Source organism: Nonomuraea sp. CX421, assembly GCF_059358955.1.
This window is the reverse complement of sequence record NZ_JCADBK010000011.1, coordinates 53,790-78,291: the sequence shown is the minus strand read 5'-3', so window position 1 is coordinate 78,291 and position 24,502 is coordinate 53,790. Positions and strand designations below refer to the sequence as shown.

General features: G+C 72.5%; 20 protein-coding genes. 9 read left to right on the top strand and 11 right to left on the bottom strand.

Translation table 11 applies throughout. From position 1 onward, the window contains the following. Positions 1-4 precede the first annotated feature (4 nt). Positions 5-1,045: a hypothetical protein gene (locus AC5L3X_RS20975; protein ID WP_494858967.1), complete on the bottom strand. Its 1,041-nt coding sequence runs from the start codon at positions 1,043-1,045 to the stop codon at positions 5-7. A 75-nt stretch (positions 1,046-1,120) separates the two neighbouring features. Continuing rightward, entirely contained in the window at positions 1,121-4,051 is a 2,931-nt protein-coding gene (locus AC5L3X_RS20970; RefSeq protein ID WP_494858966.1) for a bifunctional [glutamine synthetase] adenylyltransferase/[glutamine synthetase]-adenylyl-L-tyrosine phosphorylase, read from the bottom strand. 78 nt (positions 4,052-4,129) lie between these two features. Between AC5L3X_RS20970 and AC5L3X_RS20965 the strand changes: the two genes are divergently transcribed. The 3 genes from AC5L3X_RS20965 (at position 4,130) to AC5L3X_RS20955 (ending at position 9,080) form a co-directional block, all read left to right on the top strand. After that, positions 4,130-4,474: an HXXEE domain-containing protein gene (locus AC5L3X_RS20965; RefSeq protein WP_494858965.1), complete on the top strand. Its 345-nt coding sequence runs from the start codon at positions 4,130-4,132 to the stop codon at positions 4,472-4,474. 138 nt (positions 4,475-4,612) lie between these two features. Next, positions 4,613-8,098 (top strand): protein kinase domain-containing protein, encoded by a 3,486-nt coding sequence (locus tag AC5L3X_RS20960; RefSeq protein WP_494858963.1) that lies wholly within the window; start codon positions 4,613-4,615, stop codon positions 8,096-8,098. A gap of 22 nt (positions 8,099-8,120) precedes the next feature. Then, complete coding sequence (locus tag AC5L3X_RS20955; RefSeq protein ID WP_494858962.1) at positions 8,121-9,080, top strand: hypothetical protein; 960 nt, start codon at positions 8,121-8,123, stop codon at positions 9,078-9,080. Positions 9,081-9,089: 9 nt separating this feature from the next. Here AC5L3X_RS20955 and AC5L3X_RS20950 read toward each other — a convergent pair whose 3' ends face one another. The 7 genes from AC5L3X_RS20950 to AC5L3X_RS20920 all read right to left on the bottom strand — a co-directional run bounded on the left by AC5L3X_RS20950 (position 9,090) and on the right by AC5L3X_RS20920 (position 15,599). Continuing rightward, positions 9,090-9,773 carry a type 1 glutamine amidotransferase gene (locus tag AC5L3X_RS20950; RefSeq protein WP_494858961.1) on the bottom strand — a complete coding sequence of 228 codons (684 nt, stop codon included), beginning with the start codon at positions 9,771-9,773 and terminating at the stop codon, positions 9,090-9,092. Between the two features lie 186 nt (positions 9,774-9,959). After that, the gene (locus AC5L3X_RS20945; protein ID WP_494858960.1) at positions 9,960-10,871 is read right to left on the bottom strand and encodes an acyl-CoA desaturase; all 912 of its coding nucleotides are present in this window, start codon (positions 10,869-10,871) and stop codon (positions 9,960-9,962) included. 150 nt (positions 10,872-11,021) lie between these two features. Next, the gene (locus AC5L3X_RS20940; RefSeq protein WP_494858958.1) at positions 11,022-11,735 is read right to left on the bottom strand and encodes a PaaI family thioesterase; all 714 of its coding nucleotides are present in this window, start codon (positions 11,733-11,735) and stop codon (positions 11,022-11,024) included. A gap of 313 nt (positions 11,736-12,048) precedes the next feature. Next, positions 12,049-12,306 (bottom strand): hypothetical protein, encoded by a 258-nt coding sequence (locus tag AC5L3X_RS20935; protein ID WP_494858957.1) that lies wholly within the window; start codon positions 12,304-12,306, stop codon positions 12,049-12,051. An 11-nt stretch (positions 12,307-12,317) separates the two neighbouring features. Next, positions 12,318-13,823 (bottom strand): hypothetical protein, encoded by a 1,506-nt coding sequence (locus AC5L3X_RS20930; protein ID WP_494858956.1) that lies wholly within the window; start codon positions 13,821-13,823, stop codon positions 12,318-12,320. Positions 13,824-13,865: 42 nt separating this feature from the next. Continuing rightward, the gene (locus AC5L3X_RS20925; protein WP_494858955.1) at positions 13,866-15,005 is read right to left on the bottom strand and encodes an SRPBCC family protein; all 1,140 of its coding nucleotides are present in this window, start codon (positions 15,003-15,005) and stop codon (positions 13,866-13,868) included. Positions 15,006-15,011: 6 nt separating this feature from the next. Continuing rightward, a complete protein-coding gene (locus AC5L3X_RS20920; protein WP_494858953.1) occupies positions 15,012-15,599 on the bottom strand; it encodes a hypothetical protein in 588 nt (195 codons plus the stop codon). Positions 15,600-15,910: 311 nt separating this feature from the next. Between AC5L3X_RS20920 and AC5L3X_RS20915 the strand changes: the two genes are divergently transcribed. Together AC5L3X_RS20915 and AC5L3X_RS20910 are read left to right on the top strand one after the other, a co-directional pair. Beyond that, positions 15,911-16,240, top strand: a complete 330-nt coding sequence (locus AC5L3X_RS20915) for a hypothetical protein (RefSeq protein ID WP_494858951.1) — start codon at positions 15,911-15,913, stop codon at positions 16,238-16,240. A 54-nt stretch (positions 16,241-16,294) separates the two neighbouring features. Continuing rightward, the gene (locus AC5L3X_RS20910) at positions 16,295-17,566 is read left to right on the top strand and encodes a WXG100-like domain-containing protein (RefSeq protein WP_494858950.1); all 1,272 of its coding nucleotides are present in this window, start codon (positions 16,295-16,297) and stop codon (positions 17,564-17,566) included. A gap of 15 nt (positions 17,567-17,581) precedes the next feature. Here AC5L3X_RS20910 and glnA read toward each other — a convergent pair whose 3' ends face one another. Continuing rightward, positions 17,582-18,943, bottom strand: a complete 1,362-nt coding sequence (glnA, locus tag AC5L3X_RS20905) for a type I glutamate--ammonia ligase (protein ID WP_494858948.1) — start codon at positions 18,941-18,943, stop codon at positions 17,582-17,584. Positions 18,944-19,095: 152 nt separating this feature from the next. On the opposite strand from glnA, the gene AC5L3X_RS20900 reads away from it, so the two are divergent. Next, positions 19,096-19,641: an EF-hand domain-containing protein gene (locus AC5L3X_RS20900; protein WP_494858946.1), complete on the top strand. Its 546-nt coding sequence runs from the start codon at positions 19,096-19,098 to the stop codon at positions 19,639-19,641. 8 nt (positions 19,642-19,649) lie between these two features. Further along, the gene (locus AC5L3X_RS20895) at positions 19,650-20,612 is read left to right on the top strand and encodes a terpene synthase family protein (protein ID WP_225263556.1); all 963 of its coding nucleotides are present in this window, start codon (positions 19,650-19,652) and stop codon (positions 20,610-20,612) included. Positions 20,613-20,639: 27 nt separating this feature from the next. Here AC5L3X_RS20895 and AC5L3X_RS20890 read toward each other — a convergent pair whose 3' ends face one another. Then, positions 20,640-21,602 carry a DUF5937 family protein gene (locus AC5L3X_RS20890; protein WP_494858944.1) on the bottom strand — a complete coding sequence of 321 codons (963 nt, stop codon included), beginning with the start codon at positions 21,600-21,602 and terminating at the stop codon, positions 20,640-20,642. 60 nt (positions 21,603-21,662) lie between these two features. Between AC5L3X_RS20890 and AC5L3X_RS20885 the strand changes: the two genes are divergently transcribed. Together AC5L3X_RS20885 and AC5L3X_RS20880 are read left to right on the top strand one after the other, a co-directional pair. Next, positions 21,663-22,859: an MDR family MFS transporter gene (locus AC5L3X_RS20885; RefSeq protein ID WP_494858942.1), complete on the top strand. Its 1,197-nt coding sequence runs from the start codon at positions 21,663-21,665 to the stop codon at positions 22,857-22,859. Positions 22,860-23,026: 167 nt separating this feature from the next. Further along, positions 23,027-24,478, top strand: coding sequence for a BTAD domain-containing putative transcriptional regulator (locus AC5L3X_RS20880; protein WP_494858940.1), 1,452 nt, complete (start codon positions 23,027-23,029; stop codon positions 24,476-24,478). Positions 24,479-24,502 lie beyond the last annotated feature (24 nt).

Genomic DNA, 24,502 nt, shown 5'->3' with positions numbered 1-24,502 from the left:
GGCCTCATCCGTGGTGGCGGGAGCGGATGCCGGTGATGCGCCGGAACAGGTCCCACCAGAAGGGCGCGCCGAACAGCAGCGCGACGTACGTCAGCAGGTAGCCGGGCCAGTGGCTGAGCGTGGTCAGCCGGTCCCACCAGGTGGCGCCGTTCCAGTGGATGGCCGGATCTCCCTCCTCGGGGATCGACAGGCTGACGATCGCGTGGTCGAACACCTTGACCAGGGCCGGCTGGCTGAGCGTGTCGGTGATGCACGGCACCGGGTCGGACTGCTCGCACCGCGTCTTGAGCTCGGTGTAGGCGTCGGGGCCGGCCTCGGCCACGGCGGTGACGGAGGCCCGAAAGGCGTTGTCACGCAGCAGCGTCTTGGCGTACTCGAGGCCGTCCATGGTGAACAGCAGCGTCACGAGGAGGCCCAGCACGGCCACGACCCACTTGACGTAGCGGCGGTAGAGCATGGACAGCCGCTGCATCTCGGCGTCGAACCAGGTCTCCACGCCCTGCCTGAAGCGGTCCAGGTCGCGCTGGGCGGACTCCCACACGCCCTTGAGGTGACCGTGGAGCGGGCTGCCCATCGTTCTGAGCTTCTCCAGCAGCCCGTCGACGCTGCCCGGGTCGGCGGCGGCCATCTCCATCATGGCGCCGGCGAACCGGCCCGGCGGGATGTCGGCGATGCTGGTGCGGCCGGTCTTCGGATGGTCGATCTCGCGAACCCGCTCGTAGAGCAGCTTCGTCATGACGTCCTCGGCCTTGGTCTCACTCACCGGCAACTCGGCTGTCTCGACGGGCGCTGGCTGGTCGCTGTGAACCGGCCGGGCGTCTCGGGCGAACGGCAGCGCGCCGAACACGTCGCGCGCCCTGGCCGGCAGCCACGACCTGCCTTCGGCGTCACTGCCGTCCATGGTGTCGCGCAGGTAGGCCCACAGGAACTTGCTGCGGATGGCCAGAAGCCGCACGAACGCCTCGTTGAGCCCGCTCACCAGCAGTGACAGGAGCAGGAACGACAGCACGAGGCCGAGGCCGAGATCAACGTAAACGGATAACAAGAGCGATCACCCCGCGCCTTGATACACCCGCGAGGGCACCGGCCGCAACGGACCGCACGTGATGGGTGAGGACCGTCAGGAGCCGTAGAAGACGCGGTCGACGACGCGGCGGGCGCGGCGGGTGACGCGGCGGTAGTCGTCGAGGAAGTCCTCCGAGCCGTCGGGCGGGTAGCCGAGGGTCTGGGCGATGCGGGCGCGTTCGCGGGCGTCGCCCGGGACGCTGTCGCCGGGGCGTCCCTTGACCAGCATGACGGCGTCCCTGACGCGGGAGGCGAACCGCCAGGCCTCCGCCAGCACCGCCTCGTCGGCGGCGTCCAGCAGACCTTCGGCCACGGCCGCGCGCAGGGCGGGCAGGGTGCGGGTGGTGCGCAGTGACGGGACCGCGCCGGCGTGGCGGAGCTGCAGGAGCTGGGCCACCCACTCGACGTCGGACAGCCCGCCGGGGCCCAGCTTGGTGTGCAGGGCGGGGTCGGCGCCGCGGGGCAGCCGCTCGGCCTCCATCCTGGCCTTCAGCCGCCTGATCTCGCGTACGGACTCCTCGGGCAGGCCGCCGGCCGGGTAGCGCAGCCTGTCGGCGAGCGAGACGAACGCGGCGCCCAGGTCGGCGTCGCCGGCCGAGAAGCGGGCGCGCAGCAGCGCCTGCGACTCCCACGACGACGACCAGCGGGCGTAGTAGGCCTCGTAGGAGGCCAGGGTGCGCACCAACGGGCCCTGGCGGCCCTCGGGGCGCAGGTCGGGGTCGATGAGCAGGGGCGGGTCGGGTGCGGGGAGGCTGAGCAGGCGGCGCAGCTCGTTGGCGATGGCGTGGGCGGCGTCGGTGGCCTCCCGTTCCGGGGCGCCCGGCTCGGGCGAGTGGACGAACATGACGTCGGCGTCGCTGGCGTAGGAGGACTCCATGCCGCCCAGCCGTCCCATGGCGATCACCGCGAACCGGGTGGGCACCCCGCCAGGGCCGTGGCTGCTGATCGCCGCGTCGAGGGCCGCCTGGATCGTCACGTCGTTCAGTGTGGACAGGGCGACCCCGACCTGCTCGATGTCGATGAGCCTGAACAGGTCGGCGACGGCGGTGCGGAACAACTCCCTGCGCCGCAGCGCCCGGACGGCGGCGACGGCCGTCTCGGGGGCGCCGGCGTGGCGGGAGACCGCTGCCGACGCCTCGGCCGGCAGCGCGTCAGAGCGGCGCACCGCCAGCTCGTCCTCGGAGCCCAGCAGCGCGACGGCGTCGGGGGCGTGCATGAGCAGGGTGGTCGCGTAGCGGCTGGTGCCGAGCACGCGCGCCATCCGCGCGGCGACCGCGGTCTCGTCGCGCAGCAGCCGGAGGTACCAGGGGGTGGCCCCGAGTTTGTCGCTGACCTGCCGGAAGCCGAGCAGCCCGGCGTCCGGGTCGGGCGTGTCGGCGAACCAGCCGAGCATGACCGGCAGCAGCGTGCGCTGTATCGCGGCCCGCCGCGAGACGCCGGAGGTGAGCGCGGCGAGGTGGCGCAGCGCCCCCTCGGGGTCGACGTAGCCGAGGGCGCGCAGCCGGGCGGCCGCCGCCGTGGTGGACAGCCGCGTCTCGGTCTCGGGCAGCCGGGCGACCGCCTGGAGCAGCGGGCGGTAGAAGAGCTTCTCGTGCAGCCGCCGGGCCTCCCTGGCGTGCCGCCGCCAGCGTTCGGTGAACTCTCCGACCGGGTCGGCCTGCATGCCGAGCGCCCTGCCGAGCCGGCGCAGGTCGGCGGGGTCGGCGGGCAGGACGTGGGTACGGCGCAGCCGGTGCAGCTGGAGCAGGTGCTCGACCTGGCGCAGGAAGGTGTAGGCCTCGGCCAGGCCGCGCGAGTCGTCGCGCCCCACGTAACCGCCCCTGGAGAGGGCGGCCAGCGCCGACAGCGTGGCCTTGCGGCGCAGCAGCGGATCGAGCCGCCCGTGGACGAGTTGGAGCAGCTGGACCGCGAACTCGATGTCGCGCAGCCCGCCGGGCCCCAGCTTGATCTGCCGCTCCCCCTCGGCCCGCACATGGGCCTCGACGCGGCGGCGCATGGCCTGGACGTCCTCGACGAAGTTGTCTCGGGTGGCGGCCGTCCAGACCAGGTCGTTGACCGCCTCGACGTAGGCGCCGCCCAGCTCCAGGTCGCCGGCCATCGGCCGGGCCTTGAGCAGCGCCTGGAACTCCCAGGTCTTGGCCCAGCGCCGGTAGTAGGCCAGGTGGCTGGCCAGCGTGCGCACCAGCGGCCCGGATCGCCCCTCGGGCCGCAGCCCGGCGTCGACCTCCCACAGTGAGCCCTCGGGCGTGGCGACGGTGCAGGCCCGCATCATGGCCTGGGCCAGCCTGGTGGCGGCCCGCAGCGCCTTGGTCTCGTCGGCGCCGTCGCGGGGCTCGGCCACGAAGATCACGTCGACGTCGCTGATGTAGTTGAGCTCCCTGGCTCCGGCCTTGCCCATGCCGATCACCGCGAGCCGTACGTCGCCGGCGTCGACCTCGGCCCGTGCGATGGCCAGGGCGGCCTCCAGGGCGGCGCCCGCGAGGTCGGACAGCTCGGCGGTCACCTCCGGCAGCGTGGCCTGGCCGGTGAGGTCGCGCGCGGCCAGGTGCAGGAGCCGGCCGCGGTAGGCGACGCGCAGCGCCACGAGGGCGTCGGCGACGGTCGCGCGTGGCTCGTCGTCGCCGGGCTCGGCGCCGACCGCGCGCAGCAGCTCGGCGCGGGCGTCGTCGAGCCGGGGCACGCCCAGCAGCGCCACCTGCCCGGGATGGCGCACCAGGTGGTCGCCCAGGGCGGCGCTCACACCGAGGACGGCCAGCAGGCGGGTCCTGAGCCGCTCGTCGGCGCGCAGGGAGCCGGCGAGGCCGGGCGCGCGTTCGGCCAGCCGGGTCAGCGTGGCCAGCGCGAGATCGGGATCGGCCACGTCGACCAGATCTTCCAGCAGCTCGTCGAACTCGGCTCCGGCCTGGTGGGCCAGCCGGGCGGCGGCGGCTCCGTCGGCGAACCCGAGCTTGGCCAGGCGCGCGGCTGTGGACTCGATCCTTGGCACCCCTCCATCTTGACAGCCCGCCTTGGTGAAGTCCTAAAGTGGAACGCAACGTTGCGTTGTGTTTGAGAAAGGGTCGCGATGGTTCCGTTGACGGTGACGTGGGGGCTGCTGGCGGCGTGGGCGGTGCACGACGCGGAGGAGCTGGCCACGATGGCGGGCTGGGCACGGCGAGCACGACCGCGCCTGGAACGGCGCTTCCCGGGCGACGGCGCCGTTGGTGGTGATCCCGTTCACGGTGTGGGCGTGGCGACGGCTGCGGGCCGCCGGGGTGCCGGTCAGCGGTGGTCCCGCCGCCGGGGCCGCGACGGCGGCCTTCCCGCTGGTGCTGGGCGGCGTCCACGCGCTGGCGCACATCCTGACCCGGCGCGGACCTCAGGCGCGCGGATCCCAGGCGCGCGGATCCAGGCGCGGCTCTCGGCATGATCCAGGGTTATCCCTAGGTCGTTCCCTGGGGCGCCGGCGCCGGGGTACTCCGTAACCTGCGGGTGGACCGGCATCGCGCGCGGCGGAGTCCGGCACGCGCGGGAGACGCGGCGCACCGGCCGGCCGGCGGAGGAGGCGATGGTTCAGGCACCGTTCGTCCAGCAGGAGGCACGGCAGTTCGGGGGCTACTGGCTGGGCAGGCGGCTCGGCGCCGGCGGGCAGGGCGTCGTGCACGAGGCGTACGGGCCCAGCGGGGAACGGGTCGCGGTCAAGCTGCTGCGGCTCGACCGGGGCGGCGCCGAGGAGGCACGGGGCCGGTTCGTCAAGGAGGTCGCCGCTGCCCGCCAGGTGGCGCCGTTCTGCACCGCCCGGGTGATCGCGGCCGACCTGGAGGCGGCGCAGCCGTACATCGTGAGTGAGTACGTCGACGGCCCCAGCCTGTCGCGGGCGGTGCGGGAACGCGGCCCGTACGACTCGGTCGAGTTGCACCGGCTCGCCACGGGGGTGGCGACGGCGCTGACGGCGATCCACCGGTCGGGGGTCGTCCACCGGGACCTCAAACCGGAGAACGTGGTCCTCGGCCCGGACGGGCCGAAAGTGATCGACTTCGGCATCGCCCGGCTGGACGGCGCGACCGTCACGGACGACGGCGTGGTGCCCATCGGCACGCCGGCCTACCTGTCGCCGGAGCGGGTGCGCGGCGAGCGGGCCGGCCGCGCGGCCGACGTGTGGGCGTGGGGCGCGGTGGTGTTGTTCGCGGCCACGGGACGGCCGCCGTTCGTCGCCGACACGCCGGCGGCGACGTACCACCAGATCGTGACCAGACGGCCGGACCTGTCCGCCCTGGACGGGACGCTGCGGCGGCTGGTGGACGCGGCGATGTCCGACGACCCGAGGCGGCGCCCGGACGCGAGGGAGCTGCTGGCCGCGTTGCTCGGCCGTGGCGACGGCACCGGTGCGCTGCTGGCGGCGGGCAGCGAGGCGGCGCGGGCGGTGCGCCGGCCGCCCGAGGTGCGCGCCGGACCGGCCGAGCGGCCGCTGGGCGAGGTGGCCGAGGGCGTCTACACCCGGCTCGGCCCGCAGGAGCGGGCTCTCGTGCCCGGCCTGCTGCTCCGGCTGGTGCCGGCCGGCGACGGCCCGGACGACACGCTCCGCTGGGCGGGCGTCGGCGATCTCCTGGACGGCACGCTCCCGCCGGACCGGGTGCGGCGGGTGCTGGGCGCGTTCGTCCGCGAGGACCTGCTCCAGCACGCCGGCGGCAGCATGACGCTGGCCGCCCCCGCCCTGATCCGCGCCTGGGACCGGATGCGCGGCTGGGTCGAGGAGGAGCGCGAGCGGCTGCGGGTGCACGCCCGCCTGAACGAGGCGGCCATGCGCTGGCGGGCCAACGGCCGCGACCCCGCCGACCTCTACCGCGGCTCGGCCCTGCGGACCGCGCTGGACTGGGCGGCCCAGCGCGACGGCCATCTCACCGCCAACCGCCTGGAACGGGCGTTCCTGGACACGTCGGAGGCGCGGGAGCGGGCCCAGGGCCGGTCCCGCAGGCAGGTCAGGGCGGGCATCGCCGCGCTCCTCGCCGTCGTGATCGGCACGGTGTCGATCCTGGTGGCGCGCGGTACGGCGGACGCCGCCCAGCGGGTGGAGAGCACCGCCAGGCGGACCGCCGAGGAGGCGGACCGGCTGCGGGCCACCGAGCCGGTCACCGCGATGCTGCTGAGCGTCGCCGCCTGGCGGCTGGCCCCCGGCGACCCTCGGGTGCTGGCGCAGCTGCGCGGGTCGCTGGCCCAGCGGGAGCTCAACGTGTTCCGGCCGCCGCCCCGGCAGGGCGCCGCCGTCTACGACCTCAGCTCGGACGGGAGCACGCTCGTCGCGGCGGGCGGCGGCCGGGCGAGCGTCTATGACGTGGCCACGCACCGTCTGGCCGGGGAGGTGACGGGCATCGGCGAGGACGCCCGGATGATCGCGCTCGGCCCGGACGGCCGGACGCTCGCGATCGGCGGACGCCGTTCCGTCCGGCTCTGGGACCTGACGACCGGGCGGCCGAGCGGGCCGCCCTTCGGCGCGGGCGCCTCGTACCTGGCCTTCGACGCGACCGGGGACGGTCTCGTCACGTTGTCGCCGGCGGGCGAGTGGCGGATCTGGCGCCTCGCGGGCGGCGGCCCGCCACGCCTGGCGGGCTCGGCCACCGGCCTGGCCGACCTGAAGGTGAGCGGCGGTACGCGGATCGAGCTGCTGCGGGACCGCGGCTACCAGGTCAGGGACGCGCGAGGGGCGGTGTCCACGCCCGGCGGATCCGGCCCGGCGAAGGGCGTGGCGGCGGCCGTCACCCCCGACGGCGGGACGCTGGCCCTGGCCGACGGCCCCGACGTGCGCCTCTGGGACCTCGCGGCGGCGCGATGGACGGGCCCCCGGCTGCGCGGCGCCGATCCGGTGGCGATGAGCTTCAACGCGGACGGCCGCTACCTGGCCACGTATGACGGGAGCGCCGTGAGCGTGTGGTCGCGCGACGGCGTCCGGCTCATGAACCATCCCGTCCGGGCCGTGAGCGGCGACCCGCGTTTCGGTGCCGGCGACCGCAGCCTGGCCTGCCTGCTGTCCGACGGCACCGTGGTGGTGCTGGACCTGGCCGGGCTGACCGACCCGGCCGCGCTGGTCCCGCGCGCGGTGTCCGGGGTGTTCGGGCCGCGCGCCGGATACGCCGCGCTGCAGGGGCCGGAGGGCACCGAGCTGCGGCGGCTGCCGGCGGCGGGCGCGCCGCCGCGGCGGCTGGGCGGCGCGGCGCTGCCCGGCACCGTCATGTCGTTCAGCGCCGACGGCCGGCTGCTCGCCGTCAGCACGCCCGACCAGGCCCGGGTGTCCGTCTGGAACGTTGCCGACGGCACCCTGGAGCGGACCCTGCCGATCGACGCCGGCCAGGTGAGGGGGCTGGCCTTCGGCCCGGCGAACGACGTGCTCGCGGTCGCCCCAGTGACCGGGACCTGGCGCCGCGCGCAACTCTGGGACGCGCGGCGCGGCGTCCCACTGGAGACGCTCGCCCAGCCGGGTGGCGAGGTGATGGCGTTCAGCCCGGACGGCCGGCGGCTGGCGGTCAACGGGGCCGCCAACAGCGGGGTCGTCACCCTGTCGCCCAGGAGCGTCCGGCAGCGGCCGTTCGGCCCGGACGCCGACGGCGTGCTGGGCCTGGCCTTCAGCCCCGACGGCGCCCTCGTGGCCACCGGCTGGTCCGAGGTCGGGGTGGACCTGTGGAACGCGGCCACGCTGGACCGGGTGCGGCGGCTGTCCGGCGCCGGGGAGGGATTCGACCAGTTCCAGGTGGTCGTCTTCAGCCCGGACGGGCGGCTCCTGGCGGCCGGTGGGCCCACCGGCCGGATCTGGTTGTGGAACGTCGCCGACGGCGGCCTCACCGGCCGGCCGGTCCCCGCGCACGCGGGCGGGGTCCTGGCCCTGGCCTTCGCTCCCGACGGCGGCACCCTTCACAGCCTCGGGACCGACGGAGCCCTGCGGAGCCTGCCGGTCAACCCCTCGGCCGTGGCCGCGGCCGTCTGCGCCCGCGCCGGGACCACCCTGTCCGCTCAGGACTGGAGCCGTCACATCCGCGACGTGCCCGCCCGTAAGGTCTGCTGACCCCGCCCGCTAAGGATCACCGATGCCACGCCATGAGACGTTCGTCGAGGACATCACCGTCACACCGGACCCGATCCGGCTGGGACCTGACGGGGCGACGGCCACCGTCGAGGCGATCCTCACGGGAGGGTCCGAGCCGGCCGGGACACTCGCCGCGCCCGACGGCTCCCTCACCCGGCTGCGCTTCGCCCCCGGTCCGCGAGAGGGCGCCTGGCGAGCCACGCACCGGTTCGGTCCGCGCGACGGGTCCGGCCTCTGGCGGGCCACGGTCGAGACCGGCCACGTGTTCACCGACCTGCCCTTCCTGGTCTCCGGCGGCCCGCCCCTGGGAGAGGCGCACTTCTCCGAGTTCGACGTCGTCCCGCGCGACATCGCGGCGGGTGAGATCGCTGTCGCCTCCGGTCACCTGCTCATCCGCGACGGCTCCGCCACCCTCCCGTACGGCGGGCAGCTCGTCTCGATCACCTTCCGGGCCTTCGACCCGGGCGAAGGGCTGGAGACCGGCGAAACGGCCACCGCGGTGCCGGTCGTCTGGGAGGAGATCGGTGAAGCGGTCACCGAATGGCGTTCCGGCCTCTTCAGCGCGGAGATCAGCACGCCGACCACCGGGCGGGTGCGCGCCGAGCTGATCGGGGGCCGCGACGGCGAGACCGCGGTCAGCCAGAGCGTGCCGGTCACCGTCGCCGCGTTCTCCCGGCCCCGGATCGACGCCGACATCACGTCCACCAGCAGGTCGACCGCACAGGTGAGCGGCCGGAACACGGTCACGTGCCTCCTGCACACCGGCACGGTCCACCGGTCCACCGGCGCCAAGGTCGGTGCCGGCAGCGTACGGATCGAGTACCGGAAGCCGAACGGCCGCTGGACCCCCGCCAAGGGCCCGGGCCGGGTGGGCCGCGCCGTGGGCGTGGTCAGCGGCGGCGTGTTCTCCGTCAAGAGCGAGCTCAGGGCGCGGGTCTCATGGCAGGCCGAGTACACGTGACCGGCCGGCTCAGCCGTGGGCGGCGGCCCTGACGACGCCGGCGAACGCCTCGGCCATCGGCCGCCAGGTGGCGATCAGCTTGTCCTCGGCCGCCTCGACCTCGGCGTTGAGCCGCTCGGCCGAGTCGAGCCCCGAGGCCGTGGTCCACGAGGCGAAGATCTCGGGCGTGGTCTCAGGATGGAACTGCACCGCCCAGGCCCTCTCGCCGAGCCGGTAGGCCTGGTTGGGGTAAAGGGCCCCGGTCATCAGCGGCACGGCCCCCTCGGGCAGCCGCGTCATCGCGTCGCGGTGATACTGGATCGCCACGGCGACGCCGATCCCGGACAGCAGCGGGTCGGTGGCGGCGGCCGGCAGCGCGGAGACCTCGCACAGGCCGACCTCCAGCCCGGCGCCGCCCCGCTCGACGGTCCCGCCGCAGGCCAGCGTCATCAACTGCGCCCCCAGGCAGATGGCCAGCGTGGGCGTGCCGTCGGCGACGGAGTCTCGCAGCAGGTCGCGGGTGGCGGGCAGCCAGGGGTAGTCCTCGTCCTCCCAGGCGGCGGCCTCGCCGCCGAGCACGATCAGCCCGTCGGCCGCCCGCGCGGGCGGTTCCTCGCCAAGGTACGGCCGGACGACGTCGCAGGCCGTTCCCAGCCAGTCGGCCAGGTACCCCAGCCCGGTGTCCGCCTCGTGCTCGATGACCGTGATCCGCATAACGGACAATTTATATGCAACCCCATCCTCTTGGACATACGTCACTTCGGACACCGGAGGAGCATCGAGGCCGGAGGGCGCGCAACGTCCCGTCGCCGGAGGACTACCGAGGCCCAAGAGCGCGGCCACGTCCTCCGCCGGAGGACTACCGGGGCCCGAAGGCGTGCCGCGTCCCGGCCGACCGGCTCACGTCAGGGCTCTGAGCCGGTCCAGCCTGGCCGGCTGCGGCCAGCGGACATCGGTCGCCCAGCCGCGCCGCTCCAGCAGCCGGATCAGCCTGGCGCTGGGGTCGATCTGGCCGGGCAGCACGCCGTGCCGGGCGCAGGTCGGGTCGGCGTGGTGCAGGTTGTGCCATGACTCGCCGAGCGACAGAACGGCCAGCCAGGAGACGTTGCGCGAGCGGTCCCTGACCGCGAACTCCGCCGTGCCGAACGTGTGGCAGATCGAGTTGATCGACCAGGTCACGTGGTGCTGGACGAAGACGCGTACCAGTCCGCCCCAGAACAGCGCGGTCAGCCACGAGCCGCCCGTCGCCCAACCGGCCAGTGCGGGCAGCGCCATGCTCGCCAGCACGACGGGCGCGTAGGCGAGGTCGTGTGAGAGCAGCCTGATCGGCCGGTCCTCCAGCAGGTCAGGGCAGAACCGCCGCCTCGACGTGCGCTCGGCCCGGAACAGCCAGCCGACGTGCGCGTGGAGCAGGCCCTTGGCCAGGGCGACCACGCCGGTGCCGTAGCGCCATGGCGAGTGCGGGTCTCCCTCGCGGTCGGCGTACTTGTGGTGCCTGCGGTGGTCGGCCACCCACCTGATCACCGGCCCCTGCAGCGACATCCCGCCGGCCAGCGCGAACGCCACCCGCAGCCAGGCCGGAGCGGCGAACGACCGGTGGGTGAAGTGCCTGTGGTAGCCGACCGTGATGCCGAACCCGGTGACCAGGTAGAAGACCAGCGCGATCGCCAGGTCGCGCCAGCCCACCCCCCACCCCCAGGCGAACGGCACCGCCACCAGCACGGCCAGGAACGGCACGACGACGAACAGCGCCACCATGACCCGCTCGAACCACGGCACCGGCGTGGCGGCGAGGTCTCGGGAAACGGTCATGTGCGCTGACGCTAGTCAGCTCCACGGCGCGGCGCTGTGGGCTCGGCGCACGATTCGCGACCGCGAGTTTGTCAGCTCGCGGCAAAGACGGCGGTCGCGGTCAGCGTGGCGCGATCCAGGCGCGGTCAGCGTGGCACGGTCCAGGCGCGGTCAGCGTGGCGCGATCCAGGTCGCGCGCGCGGCGGCCACGAGCGTGCCGTCGACCTCGTAGACGGCGCTCTCGCCGAACAGCTTGCGCCCCTCGCGGCCAGTGGCGCGCGCCACGATCGAGTACGCGCCGCCGGGGTGCACCCGCCGGTGCATCTGCACGGCCAGCCGCCCGAGCAGCGCGGACTCACCAGGCCGGAAATGGGCCCAGCCGGTGACGCAGTCGAGCGCGGCGCCCATGATCGAGGCGGGCACGCCGTCCTCGTCGGCCACCGTGAACGGCACCCGCCAGCCGGCGGCCACCAGGTCGGTGCCCTCGACCGGGCCGGGGAAGACGCGCAGCCCGTCGCCCGGCTCGCGCAGCCCGCAGGCGAAGCAGTCGGGGAACGCGTGCCCGTGCCAGCCGGCGAATCCCGCCTCGGCCCGGGCTGCGTCGTTGAACGGGACGAACTCGGGAGCGGTCAGGTCCTCGGCCACCGGGATGGCCTCGACCAGCAGCCGGTCGCCGTCGGACAGGGAGACGCTGTTGGCGACGTGCTCCAGGCGGAGCTCGGTCTCCAAGGGGGTGGGGGCGTGGAGCGTGACCTCGACGGCTGATCGGCTGCCGTTGAGCGCATCGGCCATGGACCCGGCTATCCAGCCGCCGTTGGCGGCTCCACCCGGTCCCCGGAAACGCTCGGGAACGGTCAACACGGTCTGCAGGGCAGCCGTCGTCATGCCACACCCTCCTCTGTTCGCCACCCATGGTGACGAAGAACCACAATTTTCGAATAAAACAGACCGATTTTACCTGAGCCCCACTTGACCAGGTCCGTCAGGGTGCCCTCACATCGGCCGACACAGGGACACAACGTCCTAAAACCGGCCACAGCTTCATGCCGTGCTTCCGTAAGATACGGAACTCTAATTGCACGCATGTGACCCGGGGGACACAAGTGCCGATCTCACACACGTGAGACGCCCCGCCGCTCGACCACTGGCCGAGGTCGCCGTTGGTCTTGCCGACGACCGGGCTGACCTCGAAGTGTCTCTAGATGCTCCGGCTCCGCCGCGGCCGGGCCCTGGACGCGATGACGTAGTCGACCCGGATCGCGCGGTAGACCTCTCGCTCCGCCACGCGATCCGGCAGTCCGTCGCGGCGGCTGCCGTCACCCGACTCCTGCTCGCCCTGGTACGTGACCGCCGTCTCGGGCGCCTCCTCGAACCGCAGCCGGTCGGCTCGTACCGTGGCGGCGAACACGATGTCGGCGGTCGCCGTCAACCACGCGTCGGGACGCCTGTCGCTCATCCGCGCTAACCTCAGGACCGCTTCCTGCCGGTCACGTCCCGCAACCGGCGCATGCCCGCCTTGCGGACCGCCTTCCCCAGCCCCTTCAACGCCGGCCCCAGCGCCTGCCGCTCTCCTGCCTCGGGGCCCGCACGCCCCTCGCCACCACCGTCGTCGCCTTCCTGCGCGCGCTCCGCTGCGCGGGCCTCCTCGCCCTCGTCCCGCTCCCCGGCACCGGCGGCCTCGCCGACCTCTTCTACCTCGCCTTCGGCGTGCCCTTCGGCCTCATCCTCGGCGCGGCCTTCATCACCGCCCTCAGCCTCGCCCTGCTCCTCGGCGCGGCCCTCCTCGCCCTCGTCCCGCTCCCCGGCACCGGCGGCCTCGCCGGCCTCCCCTACCTCGCCTTCGGCGTGCCCTTCGGCCTCATCCTCGGCGCGGCCCTCATCACCGCCCTCAGCCTCGCCCTGCTCCTCGGCGCGGCCCTCATCACCACCCTCAGCCTCACCCTGCTCCTCGGCGCGGCCCTCATCACCACCCTCAGCCTCGGTTTGGCTCTCGTCACGCTCCGCCCGGCCTTCGGGTCGATCCTCGGCCTCGTCCTCGGCGGGACCCTCGGCCTCGCCCTGGGCGCGACCCTCGTCGTGTTCGGTCTGGGCTTCGGGGTGATCCTCGGCTGTGGGAGGCGCTTCGCCTGTGGGCTTCTTCTCGCCGGGCTCTCCCTCACCCTCCGCACCGCCCTCGACATCTGTCGGCGCTTTCGCTTCCTCCCCGCGCTCGGTGCGGGCCTCCGCCTCCTCGGAGGGGGGTTCGGTTTCGCGTTCTTCAGGGCCGGACGGCTCGCGCTCGCCCCGGTCTCGACCGGCCTCGTCCTGAACGTCCGGTGCGGACGGCGGCGGGGCGGGCGCTTGGGCCGCTCCCGGCTGCGGGGTCGCGGCGGACACCGGAGCCGACGGTGGCGTAAGGGTGGACGACGCGTCGTGGACGGCGCCGCCGGCGGTCTGGGTGACGGAGCGGGCGGTCTCCGGCACCTGCCCCACGACGTCGCGGGCGGCGTCACCCACGGACTCGACGGTCCCCTGGAGCGCCGAACCCGCGCTCCTCCCCACCTCGCCGACGGCCCGGCCGGCTCCGGCGCCGACGTCACGGGTGGCCGCCCCCACCGCCGAGGTGAGGTTGTTCAGCATCTGCGGATTGTTGTCGATCGTCTTCAGCACATCCCGGATGATCAGGGCGACGTTGTCGAGCCGTACCTTCAGCAGCGCCTTGGCCTCCACGCCGACGATCTCGAGATTGACCCGCCCCAACGTCACGTCCACGCCGACGTGCAGTCTCAGCAGATCGAGCACGTCCGCTTCGAGCGAGACGCGCGCTCGGAGGTCCTCCACCTCCAGGTTGATCTTCTCGACCTTGACCGTGGGCACTCGCAGCAGGACGTCCGGGTCCGCGAGCCCGTTCTGCTGCGGCCGGCCAGTCCGCGCGGGCGGCTGCTCCGGAGGGCCTGAGAGATCCGTGGCGGCCTCTGGCAGATCGTCGGACATGACGTGTTCCTCTCCCCGAACGTGGATGGGCTCGGGAGGCCTCTAGCGGGACTGGGATTCCGCGGGCTCCGCCTCGCGCTGCGATTCGCCGGAGCGCTCGTCTTCTGACCGATCCTCCTGGGACGCCTCCTCCTCAGGCCGCTCCTCAGGCCGCTCCTCTTCGGGCTGCTCTCCCTCGGGCTGCTCTCCCTCGGACCGTTCGCCCTCCGACTCACCCTCGGGCCGCTCGGCGTCCGCGGCCTCGGTGTCCTCCTTGACCAGCTGGCCGTCGTGGATCTCGCCGCGCCAGCCCTTGATCTCCTCGGGATGCAGCAGGTCCTGCGTCATGACATGGCGTCCGAAGTGCTTGAACTCCAGGCGCGCGCGCCGGCCCTGTGCGCGCCACAGGTTCCCGACTTTCTCGAAGAACCCCTGCGCGTTGTACTCCAGGACGAGGACGATCCGGGTGAGGGTGGGCGTGAGTTCATGAAAGGTCACCGCGCCGTCGACGTATCCCTTCGCGCCTTCCGAGCGCCAGATGATCCGCTGGTCGGGCACCTGTTCGATGATCTTCGACTTCCAGGTCCGGTGTGACCAGAAGATCTGCGCCTTCCACGTCAGCTCCTCGTCGGACTCCTGCTTCACGTTCTCGACCTTCTTCATGAAGCTCGGGAAGTCCGCGAAATTCGTCCACTGGTTGTAGACCACGCTGATCGGGGCGCCGACGTCGAGGAACTCGACCACGTTCGTCACCCTGGTCTTGTCGCCTTCCGCTCGGCCTGCCGATTTGCCGTCGCGGCCGACGACCTTCTTGACCGCCTTCCCGACCCGGCTCAGCACTCCGGGCTTGGAGGAGGATTCCTTCCCCTCCTCTTCCGGCGTGTTCTCCCCCGGCCCCTGCGAGTCCTCCTTCGACTCCTCGGCGTTCTTTCCCGGTCCGTCGGGACTTCCCGGCTCCTCGGAGGCGTTCTCCTCCGGTGCTTCCTCGGACGCCTCCGCACCCTTCGGGGCAGTGCTCGCGCCGGGATTATCGCCGCGTTCGGCGTAGTTGGTCAGCCGGCCGGTAACCCCCGTGACCTTGTCGGTCACCGAGCCCAGCATCTTCGCTCCGATGGCCCCCGCGAGACCGCGGCATTCCTTCGACAGCCGGTCCAGAGGGAGCGCCCCGACGACGCCCTGCGGCTCTTTCGATTCCTCTGTCATCAGGGATCACCTCGATACCGGAGCGCCACGCTGAGAGGGAACGGACTCCTCCTTCGGCTGAGCCTCGCCCTCCTGGCCCTTTTCCTGACGCTCGCCCTGATCGGCGGCCTCGGCCGCCTTGGGCTCGCCAGTCTCGCCGCTCTGTCCGGCCTCGCCGGCCTCTCCGGCCTCTCCGGCCTCTCCGGCCTCTCCGGCCTCACCCGATTCGGGCACCTTCGAACCGGCCCCTGGTGCCTTCGAAACCGTTTCAGTCGCCGTCTCGGCAGCCTTCCCCGCCGTCTCGGCAGCCTTCCCGGCAGGCTCGGCGGCCTGTCGCAGCCCCTCGGCCCGCTGGTGGATCATGTCGCTGAGCGCGTTGATCTGCTTGCTCGTCACAGCCACGGCCGCGGCCTTGCCCGCCTCCGTCAGGTCACCGCGAATGCGGTCGGCGGCCTGGCTCAGCTCAGGCGACCCGAGTGCCTGTAGCCCCTTCTGCAGCAGTTCGCCCTTTTGTGACTTCAGCCCACCGGCCACGCCGGCCACGGCCAGGGTGGCCGCCGCCCGCAGCTTGCGGCGGCGCCCGAAGAAGTATCCGGCGGCGACGGCCAGCGCCACCTTTGCCCCGCATTTCATGGTTACCGTCCTTGGAGGGTGGCCCACGAGAGCCACCCGATCGTCGACAGATGCTCACGTTCCTCGTCCAAGTTCGCCGTGCCCAGCTAACCGGACAAAAAACGCATAAGCACATAAAACGGCCAATATCCTGCCTGGGGCTACCCGGAGACGACGGCCCCGCGCAGGACGTCCCATCGCGCCCACGTCCTGTCCGAGCCGTCTAGGTGCTCGAATTCCGCGAGTCTCGATAAAACCGTGCATGGCCGCTAAGGTCGATGATCAACATGGGACACCACCGTAGGAGCTGAACGATGAGCACCGTCCTACGATTCGACCACGGGCCCTTGGAGGAGGCGGGGCGGCACCTGATGGACGTCTCAGCAGAGTTCCAGCGGCGCACCCAAGCCGCGTTCGCGGTCGTACATGGCACGGGTGAGACGGCATGGGCGGGCAGTGTCACCGGGACGGCCATGGACGGGATCATCGATCTGCTCCAGCAGGCCTGCGGACGGTTGCACGGCAACCTCCAGCTGACCGGCGAGGGCATCCAGATGATGGCTCACACCCTTCACAAAAGCGAGCTCGACGCCCAGGCCATCGTCGACCCGCCCAGGACAGCGCCCGACGTTCCCTCGCTCTGACCGATGGCACTGACCCTTCCGGCCCACTTGCAGTCACCCTTCAGCCTGCTCGGCGTGGAATGGCCACAAGAGGACGAGGACCACCTCCGAGCGTGCGGGGCCGCCCTCCGGACCTGCGCCACCTCCCTGACGAACGAGGTCAACCCGGCGGCTGACGGCGCCATCAAGCACGCCGCCACGAACAACTCCGGCGACCACATCGACGAGCTCAACGCCTACTGGGCCGACTACCAGGATGAGGGCGACCAGGCCGGCCACCTGAAGAGCCTCGCGGCCTCCCTGCACGCCCTGGCCGACGGCCATGACCTGTTCGCCAGGATCGTCGAGATCCTCAAGGGCGTTCTCCTAGTGCTCGCGACCTACGTGCTCTTCGCGCTGGTCTGGGCGGCGAGCGCGGCGGTGATCTCCGGCGGCCTCGCGGCCGTCAAGGCCCGGGGCACCATCGCCATCCTGCGTGCCTTCGCGAGGAAGGCGGTGGCGACCCTACGCCGCAGGCTCGAACAGGCCTTCGGCCAGAAGCTGATCCGCGCGGTGGAGACCCGCCTGCGCCGCATACTCGGCGCCAAGGCCCCCACCTTCGTCAACCTGACAAAGTGGAGCACGCTGGTGCGCACAAGCTTGGCGACATCAGCGCTGCTGGTCGTAGAGGCCCCGGACCAGCATTCGCCTCCCCCGATGGGCCCCAGAGACGGCATCCCCGGCGGAGAAGGCTACCGCTTCGGCAGTGGACGGCCTCAGGTGTTGGGCTATGACCATCCGTTCCCCTATGACCCTGACGTGAAGCCGACTCCAGGCGACTACCTGAGCTGGTACGCCTGGCGGGCGAGGTTACGCGGCGCCCAGTTGATCCGTCCCGATCTCAAGGACGGGCTCGCCGCCTACGAGCACTACGCGGCGGGCTCCGGCACCGATTTCGAGATCGACTACGAACGGGCCTACACCGAGGACAGGGGGATCCGGGAAAAGGTCGATCAAGGGATCCAAACCGCGAAGGACGAGGCCGTGCGCCTCTACCGAGAAAGTGGACGCACCGACTTCCAGATGACGGGTGGAGTGCTTCACACGGCCGCCGCAACGGAGAACTGGGACAAGACGCTCGGTGGACACGTGCAGTGGGGCAACGCCGATGTCAAGGTCAGCGGCAACCAGGCGACGATGACCATCACCATCCACGCCGAAGAGCGGTACAACTTCAACAGGGGAGAGACCGATGCCGCCACCGGAGCAGCCGACGACGACAACGGACGCTTCGAAACCCTCGGGTGGGCCAGGTCTTACCACTCCCATGGCGCGTTGACGCGAACCGTGACCTGGACGATCCCCTGAGCCGCCGGCCCCCGCCTACAGCACCGGCAGGTAGCGGCCCAGTTCGTACTCGGTGACGTGGCGCTGGTATTCGCGCCACTCCGCCCGCTTGTTGCGCAGGAAGAAGTCGAAGACGTGCTCACCCAGCGTCTCGGCCACCAGCTCACTGCGTTCCATCACCGCGATGGCCTCGTCCAGTGAGCCCGGCAGCGGCTGGATGCCGAGGGCCCGCCGCTCGGCGCTGGTCAGGGTCCAGACGTTGTCCTCGGCGGCCGGCGGGAGCTCGTAGCCCTCCTCGATGCCCTTGAGCCCGGCCGCCAGAATCAGCGCGAAGGACAGATAGGGGTTGCAGGCGGAGTCGAGCGACCGGAACTCGATCCGGGTCGAGCCGCCCTTGTGCGGCTTGTACATGGGGACGCGTACGAGCGCGGAGCGGTTGTTGTGGCCCCAGCACACGTAGGACGGCGCCTCACCGCCCTGACCGGCGATGGCCTCGGCCCCGCCCCACAGCCGCTTGTAGGAGTTGACCCACTGGTTGGTGATGGCCGTGATCTCGGCGGCGTGCCTGAGCAGGCCCGCGATGAACGAACGCCCGGTCTTGGACAGCTGGTAGTCGGCCCCGGCCTCGTAGAAGGCGTTGCGGTCGCCCTCGAAGAGCGACATGTGCGTGTGCATGCCGGAGCCGGGGTGCTCGGTGAACGGCTTGGGCATGAACGACGCCCAGATGCCCTGCTCCAGCGCGACCTCCTTCATGACCAGGCGGAAGGTCATGATGTTGTCGGCCGTGGTCAGCGCGTCGGCGTAGCGCAGGTCGATCTCCTGCTGGCCGGGCGCGCCCTCATGGTGGCTGTACTCGACCGAGATGCCCATCGACTCCAGCATCATGATCGCCTGACGGCGGAAGTCGTGACCGGAGCTGTGCGGGGTGTGGTCGAAGTAGCCGCCGGAGTCGATCGGCTCCGGCCGCTGGCCCGGCTCGGGACGGTTCTTCAGCAGGAAGAACTCGACCTCGGGGTGGGTGTAGAAGGTGAAGCCCATGTCGGCGCACTTGGCCAGGGCGCGCTTGAGCACCCAGCGCGGGTCGGCGTGCGACGGGGAGCCGTCGGGCATCAGGATGTCGCAGAAGATGCGCCCGGCGCCGGGCGTCTCGCTGCGCCACGGCAGGATCTGGAAGGTCGCCGGGTCGGGCTTGGCCAGCATGTCGGCCTCGTAGACCCGGGCGAATCCCTCGATCGCCGAGCCGTCGAAGCCGATGCCCTCGGCGAAGGCTCCCTCGAGCTCGGCCGGCGCGATCGCGACCGACTTGAGGAAGCCGAGCACGTCGGTGAACCAGAGCCGGATGAACCGGATGTCGCGTTCCTCGAGCGTGCGGAGCACGAACTCCTGCTGGCGATCCAAGGCGTCCCCTTGTGAATACAGTGCTGGTCTCCTATCAGGATGCCGTGTCCGTGTTTCGCACAGGTTACGGGGGGTGCCGGTGCGAGCCTCGCTGACAAACCGTCCGGCCCGACCTACTGTGATCAAGCAGTCAGTCTCGGGGGAGGCAATGGGTGGCTACGGACCTGCTCAATCACAAGCTCGATCGGGCCTTCGACCACATCGACGCGGGTGGTAAAGGCGTCATCGAGCGGGAGGACCTACTGGGGCTGGCCGCCCGCATCGTGGTGGGGTTCGGCGAGTCGCCCACCTCGGTGATCGGCAGCAGCCTCGTCGGCGGGTTCGACGCGATCTGGTCGGCCCTGATGGAGACTCTCGGCCGCGACGGCTACTCCCGCATCTCACGGGAGGAGTTCCGCGTCGGCATGGACAAGGCGTTCATCTCAGGCGACCGCTACGACCCGGTGTTCCGTCCGGCCATGGAGGCGGTGGCCGAGCTCTGCGACGGCGACGGCGACGGGATGGTCGGGCCGCGGGAGTTCCGCATGCTGCTGAGCGCGTACGGCACCGCCTACGACGACGTGGACGAGGCGTTCGACCGGCTCGACCGGGCGGGCAGGGGCGTGCTCACCGTGGACGAGGTGGTCCTCGCGGCCCGGCAGTTCTACGTGAGCGATGACCCCGGCGCGGCGGGCAACTGGCTCTTCGGTCCGCTATGAGCACCGACGTGATCACCTCCGTGAGGACCGCGCTGCGGTCCGTGCTGCACTGGAAACCGCCGGCGCCGCGCAGTGGCGGCCCGGCGGCCTGGGCGCTGCTGCCGCTCACCGAGCGGGTGCCGGCGCTGGCCGCCCCGTGCCGCATGCACCCGGCCGTCTACGCGATCGAGGCGGCCGTGATCGACTGGGCGCGCCGTACGGGGCTGCGGGCCGATCCGGGGGTGGGCTTCCACCGCATCGCCGGGCGGGCGTTCGCCGGGTTCGACGCGGCCGCGGCGGCCCTGTTCGCGCAGTGGCTGACGTGGCTGTTCCATCTGGACGACGAGATGGACGAGGGACAGGGCCGGTTGGAGATCTTCCAGGGCATGCTGGCCGGCGCCTCGTCGCATCCGCTGGAGGCCGCGTTCGCCGATCTGTGGCGGGTGACGAGCGCCCGGATGAGCGACCTGTGGCGGGCCAGGTTCGCGGTCAACCTGCAGCGCCAGCACGACGCCTGCCGGCTGGAGGCGGCCAACCGCGCGGCCGGCCGGATCCCGACGCTGCAGCAGTATCCGGCGCTGCGCCGGGCCACGGTCGGCCCCTACCTGTACGACCTGGTCGAGCCGTGCCTGCGGGTCGAGGTGCCGCCCTGGCTGCACGGCTGCGAGCCGTGGCGCGAGCTGGTCGATGCCTGCAACGACGTCACGGCGTGGTGCAACGACGTGGCCTCGCGGCCGAAGGAGGCCGGCGACGGGCACAACCTGGTCGTGATCGCCATGCACGAGCTGGGCCTGAACCAGCGGCAAGCCGTCGCCTGGGTGCTCGACCGGATCGTCGAGCGCTGCGGCGACATGCGCGAGGCGGCCGGGCGGCTGCCGCTCGACGCGTTCGGGCCGCGTACGGCCAGGGACGTCAGCAAGGTGGCCTGTGCCTACCTGGCCGCGCCGCGGGCGCACCTCGACTGGCTGATGGAGTCCGCCAGGTATGCCTGAAACGGGCGCGCGGCTCAGGGCCGGGCGTCAGGACGGGCCCGCGGCGAGCGCGTCGCCCGTGGCGGTGCGCCGGTAGACGACCTCCTTGCCGATCCGCATCCCCACGGTGAGCCCGCTGCCGCTGAGCACGCGTAGATGCTGGCTGACCGCCCCGGGGGTGACGGCCATCCGATGGGCCAGGGCGGAGGTGGTGCTCGGCTCGGCCAGCGCGAGCAGGATCCGCGCCCTGCTCCGGCCGATGAGGGCCGCCAGCGCGCCCGGCGCGGGTGGCGGCCCGTCCTCCCAGAGTCCGCCGACGCCGAGCACCGGATAGACGAGCATCGACTGGTACGGGGCCGACATGACCGCCACCGAAGGCCAGTAGAACGCGCTCGGCACCAGCACCAGCCCGTCGCCGTGTAGTCCGGCCGGCTCGCACCACGGCCGATCGACGAGCAGCCGCTCCCCGGTCCACACCACTGCCGGGTCGAGCGCGGCGAACAGCTCCCGTGCCCCGCCGTGGGCCAGCTGCCGCGACCTGCGCAGCACGTCGCGTTCCAGCAACGCCCGGACACGCGGCCAGTACTCCGCGAAGCACGCCGCCCAGTACGCCTCCAGCGCGCCGGCCACTCTGGCCACGCCGGCCTCCGGGTCGTCCCTGAACCGCCCGATCACGGCGGGGTCGGCGCCCTCGACCAGGCCGGCCTCGTACGCGGCCACATCGGGCGGTGTACGGCGGACCCGGTCGAGCTCGGCGGCGAAGTCGGGGTAGGGCGTGTCGGGCGGCGGGGTGAGGAAGTCGGCCAGGTAGCCGGACGGCGGGACGAGCGCGAACAACTCGGCCAGGTCGAGCCCGGCCAGGTGACCCCGCACGCCGGTGATCCACGGCAGGTGGATGGCCTGCCGGGCGGGGTCGCGCAGCGTGCGGAGGCTGGCCACCAGCTCCCACATCGGCGAGAACGCGAACCTGATCCGGGCCACGTCCTCCGGTCTCAACGTCCAGATCACCACACGTTTTAGTGTGCACTAAATCGTTCGCGGGCCAGGACCGAGTTGCTCACCCTTGTCTCCGTGACGACGACTATCCGCGAGAAGCCCGGTTTCCTGCAGTCCCGGCTGGGCGGCCTGCCGCGCCCGTTCTGGGCGCTGTGGAGCGGCACGCTGGTCAACCGCCTGGGCACCATGGTGATGCCGTTCACCGGCGTCTACCTGACCCAGGCGCGCGGGCTGCCGCTGGCGGCGGTGGGCGCGGTGATGGCGGTGTTCGGCGTGGGGTCGCTGCTCTCCCAACTGCTGGCGGGGGTGCTCACCGACCGGATCGGCCGCCGGGCCACGCTGGCGGGCGGCATGCTGGCCACCGCCGTCACGATGCTCGCGCTCGGCTACAGCACCTCGCTGCCGGCGATCCTGGCGGCCATGTTCGCGCTGGGCCTGGTGATCGACGCCTACCGGCCCGCGTCCAACGCGCTGGTCGCCGATCTCGTCTCTCCGGCGGAGCGGCCGCGCGCCTACGGGCTGCTGTTCTGGGCGATCAACCTCGGGTACGCCGTCGGCATGACGGCGGGCGGCTGGCTGGCCCGGCTGGGGTTCGGCTGGCTGTTCTGGATCGACGCCGCCTGCTGCGTGATCTTCGCCGTGCTGGTCTGGCGGGCGGTCCCGGAGACCAGGCCCGCCGACCGGCAGGAGACGGGCGGGGGGTTCGGCGTGGTGCTGCGCGACCGGCTGATGCTCGGCTTCACCGCGGTCGTGCTGGGCAACGCGCTGCTCTACTCGCAGACGTTCACCATGCTGCCCGTGGCCATGACCTCGGTGGTGGGGCTGTCGACCGAGCAGTTCGGCATGGCCATGGCGTTGAACGGCGTGCTCATCGTCATCGTGCAACCGCTGGTGTCGGGGTGGCTGGGCCGCCTCGATCCGTCCAGGACGTTCGCGCTGGGGCTGGCCGTCATGGGCGTGGGCTTCGCGCTGACCGCGTTCGTCACCACGACAGGCTGGCTGGCCGTCACCATCGCCGTGTGGACGGCGGGCGAGATCGTCACGGCCGGGATCGCGGGCACGATCGTCGCCACGCTGGCCCCGCCTCACCTGCGCGGACGTTACTCAGGGCTGTTCGGGTTCGCCTGGTCGGCGGCCGCGGTGCTGGCGCCGCTGCTCGGCGGCGCGCTCCTCGAGATCGACCCGTCGGCGCTCTGGTTCACGACCGGCGGAGTGGGCCTGGTCTCGGCCGTGGGCATGCTCGCGCTCGGGCCGGCGATCAGGCGGCGCTGACCAGGCGTTGATCCGTCGGTCGGCGGTGACGTCGGCGGGCAGAGTCGGCGGCGACTTTGGCGGCAGCGACCGGCTCCAGGAGGAGGAACCGCCGTCCACACGGACCTGCCGCTGTAGAAAAGCGCCATATGCCGCGAACGCCGTTCGGCTTTACCCTGGATCCTGCCATGCTGACCTTCACCGCGCTGGGACCGTTCCAAGCCTGGGCCGACGGGGCCCCGCTCGAACTCGGCGGCCAGCGGCAACGAGCGGTGCTCGCGCGCCTGCTCGTCGCCGGTGGCCGGGCCGTGCCCGTCACCACTCTCATCGACGAGCTCTGGCCCGGCTCCCCGCCGGCCCAGGCGCTGTCGACCATCCAGGGCTACGTCTCGCGGCTGCGGCGGGCGCTCGAACCCGGCCGGGCGCCGCGTGAGGAGGCCGAGGTGCTGGTGTCGGCCGCGCCCGGCTACGCGCTGCGCGCCTCGGCCGAGCAGGTCGACGCGTGGCGGTTCGAGAGCCTCGTGCAGTCCGACGGCCCGCCCGCGATGGTGTGGGAGGCCATGGACACCGCGCTCGGGTTGTGGCGCGGGCCCGCGCTGGCCGAGTTCGCCGACCTGACGTGGGCGTCCACGGAGGCGGGCCGGCTGGAGGAGCTGCGACTGGTCGCCGTCGAACGGCGGGCCGACGCCGGGCTGGCGCTCGGGCGGGCGACGGCGCTGGTGGCCGACCTGGAGGCGCACGCCTCGGCCTATCCCCTGCGTGAGGAGGCCTGGCGACTGCTCGCGCTGGGCCTCTACCGGACCGGCCGCCAGGGCGACGCGCTCGGCGCGCTGCGCCGGGCCCGCGCCGTCTGGCGCGACGAGCTGGGGCTGGATCTGACCAGCGGGCTGCAGCGGCTGGAGAGCGACATGCTGGCCCAGCGCGTGGAGGACATCCCCGCGCCGCCGAGCCCGCCTCCCGTGGAGAGCCCGGTGGAGGTCCTGCGGGTGCTGGTGGCCGACGACCAGGCCCTGGTACGAGCCGGGCTCCAGGCCGTGCTGAGCGGTGAGCCGGGGCTGGAGCCGGTCGGCGAGGCGGCCGACGGCGAGCAGGCGATCGCGGCGGTGCGGGAGTTCCGGCCCGACGTGGTGCTGCTCGACATCCAGATGCCGCACCTGGACGGCCTGGCCGCGGCCCGCCGGATCCTGGCCGACGACCACCCGCCCAAGGTGATCATGATGACCACGTTCGGCAGCGACGAGAACCTCTACGCGGCGCTGCGGGCCGGGGTGAGCGGCTTCGTGCTCAAGACCTCGCCTCCCGAGCAGCTCGTGGCCGCCATCCGGGCCGCGGCCGCCGGCGACGCGCTGATCGACCAGGCGGTCACCACGAGGCTCATCGCGGGGTTCGCGGGCCGGACCGACCCGGCCTCTCCCCCGCAGCTCGCGGGGCTCTCCGACGAGCGCATCGACGTGCTCAAACTCGTCGCCCGCGGCCTGACGAACCGGCAGATCGCGCAGACCCTGTGCCTCACGGAGCCGGCCGTCTCGGAGGAGGTGGCGGCGCTGCTCGACCACCTCGGCCTGTTCGAGCGGGCCCAGCTGGTCGTGGCCGCCTACGAGTCCGGCCTGGTCACTCCCGGAGCCGTGGCCGTGAAATAGCACGCTTTTCGCCGCTTGAACGAT

Coding starts and splice junctions, on each gene's coding strand:
- AC5L3X_RS20950 (WP_494858961.1), bottom strand. CDS start 9,773: ATGCGGATCACGGTCATCGAGCACGAGGCGGACACCGGGCTGGGGTAC.
- AC5L3X_RS20940 (WP_494858958.1), bottom strand. CDS start 11,735: ATGACGACGGCTGCCCTGCAGACCGTGTTGACCGTTCCCGAGCGTTTC.
- AC5L3X_RS20915 (WP_494858951.1), top strand. CDS start 15,911: ATGAGCACCGTCCTACGATTCGACCACGGGCCCTTGGAGGAGGCGGGG.
- AC5L3X_RS20930 (WP_494858956.1), bottom strand. CDS start 13,823: ATGTCCGACGATCTGCCAGAGGCCGCCACGGATCTCTCAGGCCCTCCG.
- AC5L3X_RS20945 (WP_494858960.1), bottom strand. CDS start 10,871: ATGACCGTTTCCCGAGACCTCGCCGCCACGCCGGTGCCGTGGTTCGAG.
- AC5L3X_RS20935 (WP_494858957.1), bottom strand. CDS start 12,306: ATGAGCGACAGGCGTCCCGACGCGTGGTTGACGGCGACCGCCGACATC.
- AC5L3X_RS20965 (WP_494858965.1), top strand. CDS start 4,130: ATGGTTCCGTTGACGGTGACGTGGGGGCTGCTGGCGGCGTGGGCGGTG.
- AC5L3X_RS20925 (WP_494858955.1), bottom strand. CDS start 15,005: ATGACAGAGGAATCGAAAGAGCCGCAGGGCGTCGTCGGGGCGCTCCCT.
- AC5L3X_RS20880 (WP_494858940.1), top strand. CDS start 23,027: ATGCTGACCTTCACCGCGCTGGGACCGTTCCAAGCCTGGGCCGACGGG.
- AC5L3X_RS20955 (WP_494858962.1), top strand. CDS start 8,121: ATGCCACGCCATGAGACGTTCGTCGAGGACATCACCGTCACACCGGAC.
- AC5L3X_RS20960 (WP_494858963.1), top strand. CDS start 4,613: ATGGTTCAGGCACCGTTCGTCCAGCAGGAGGCACGGCAGTTCGGGGGC.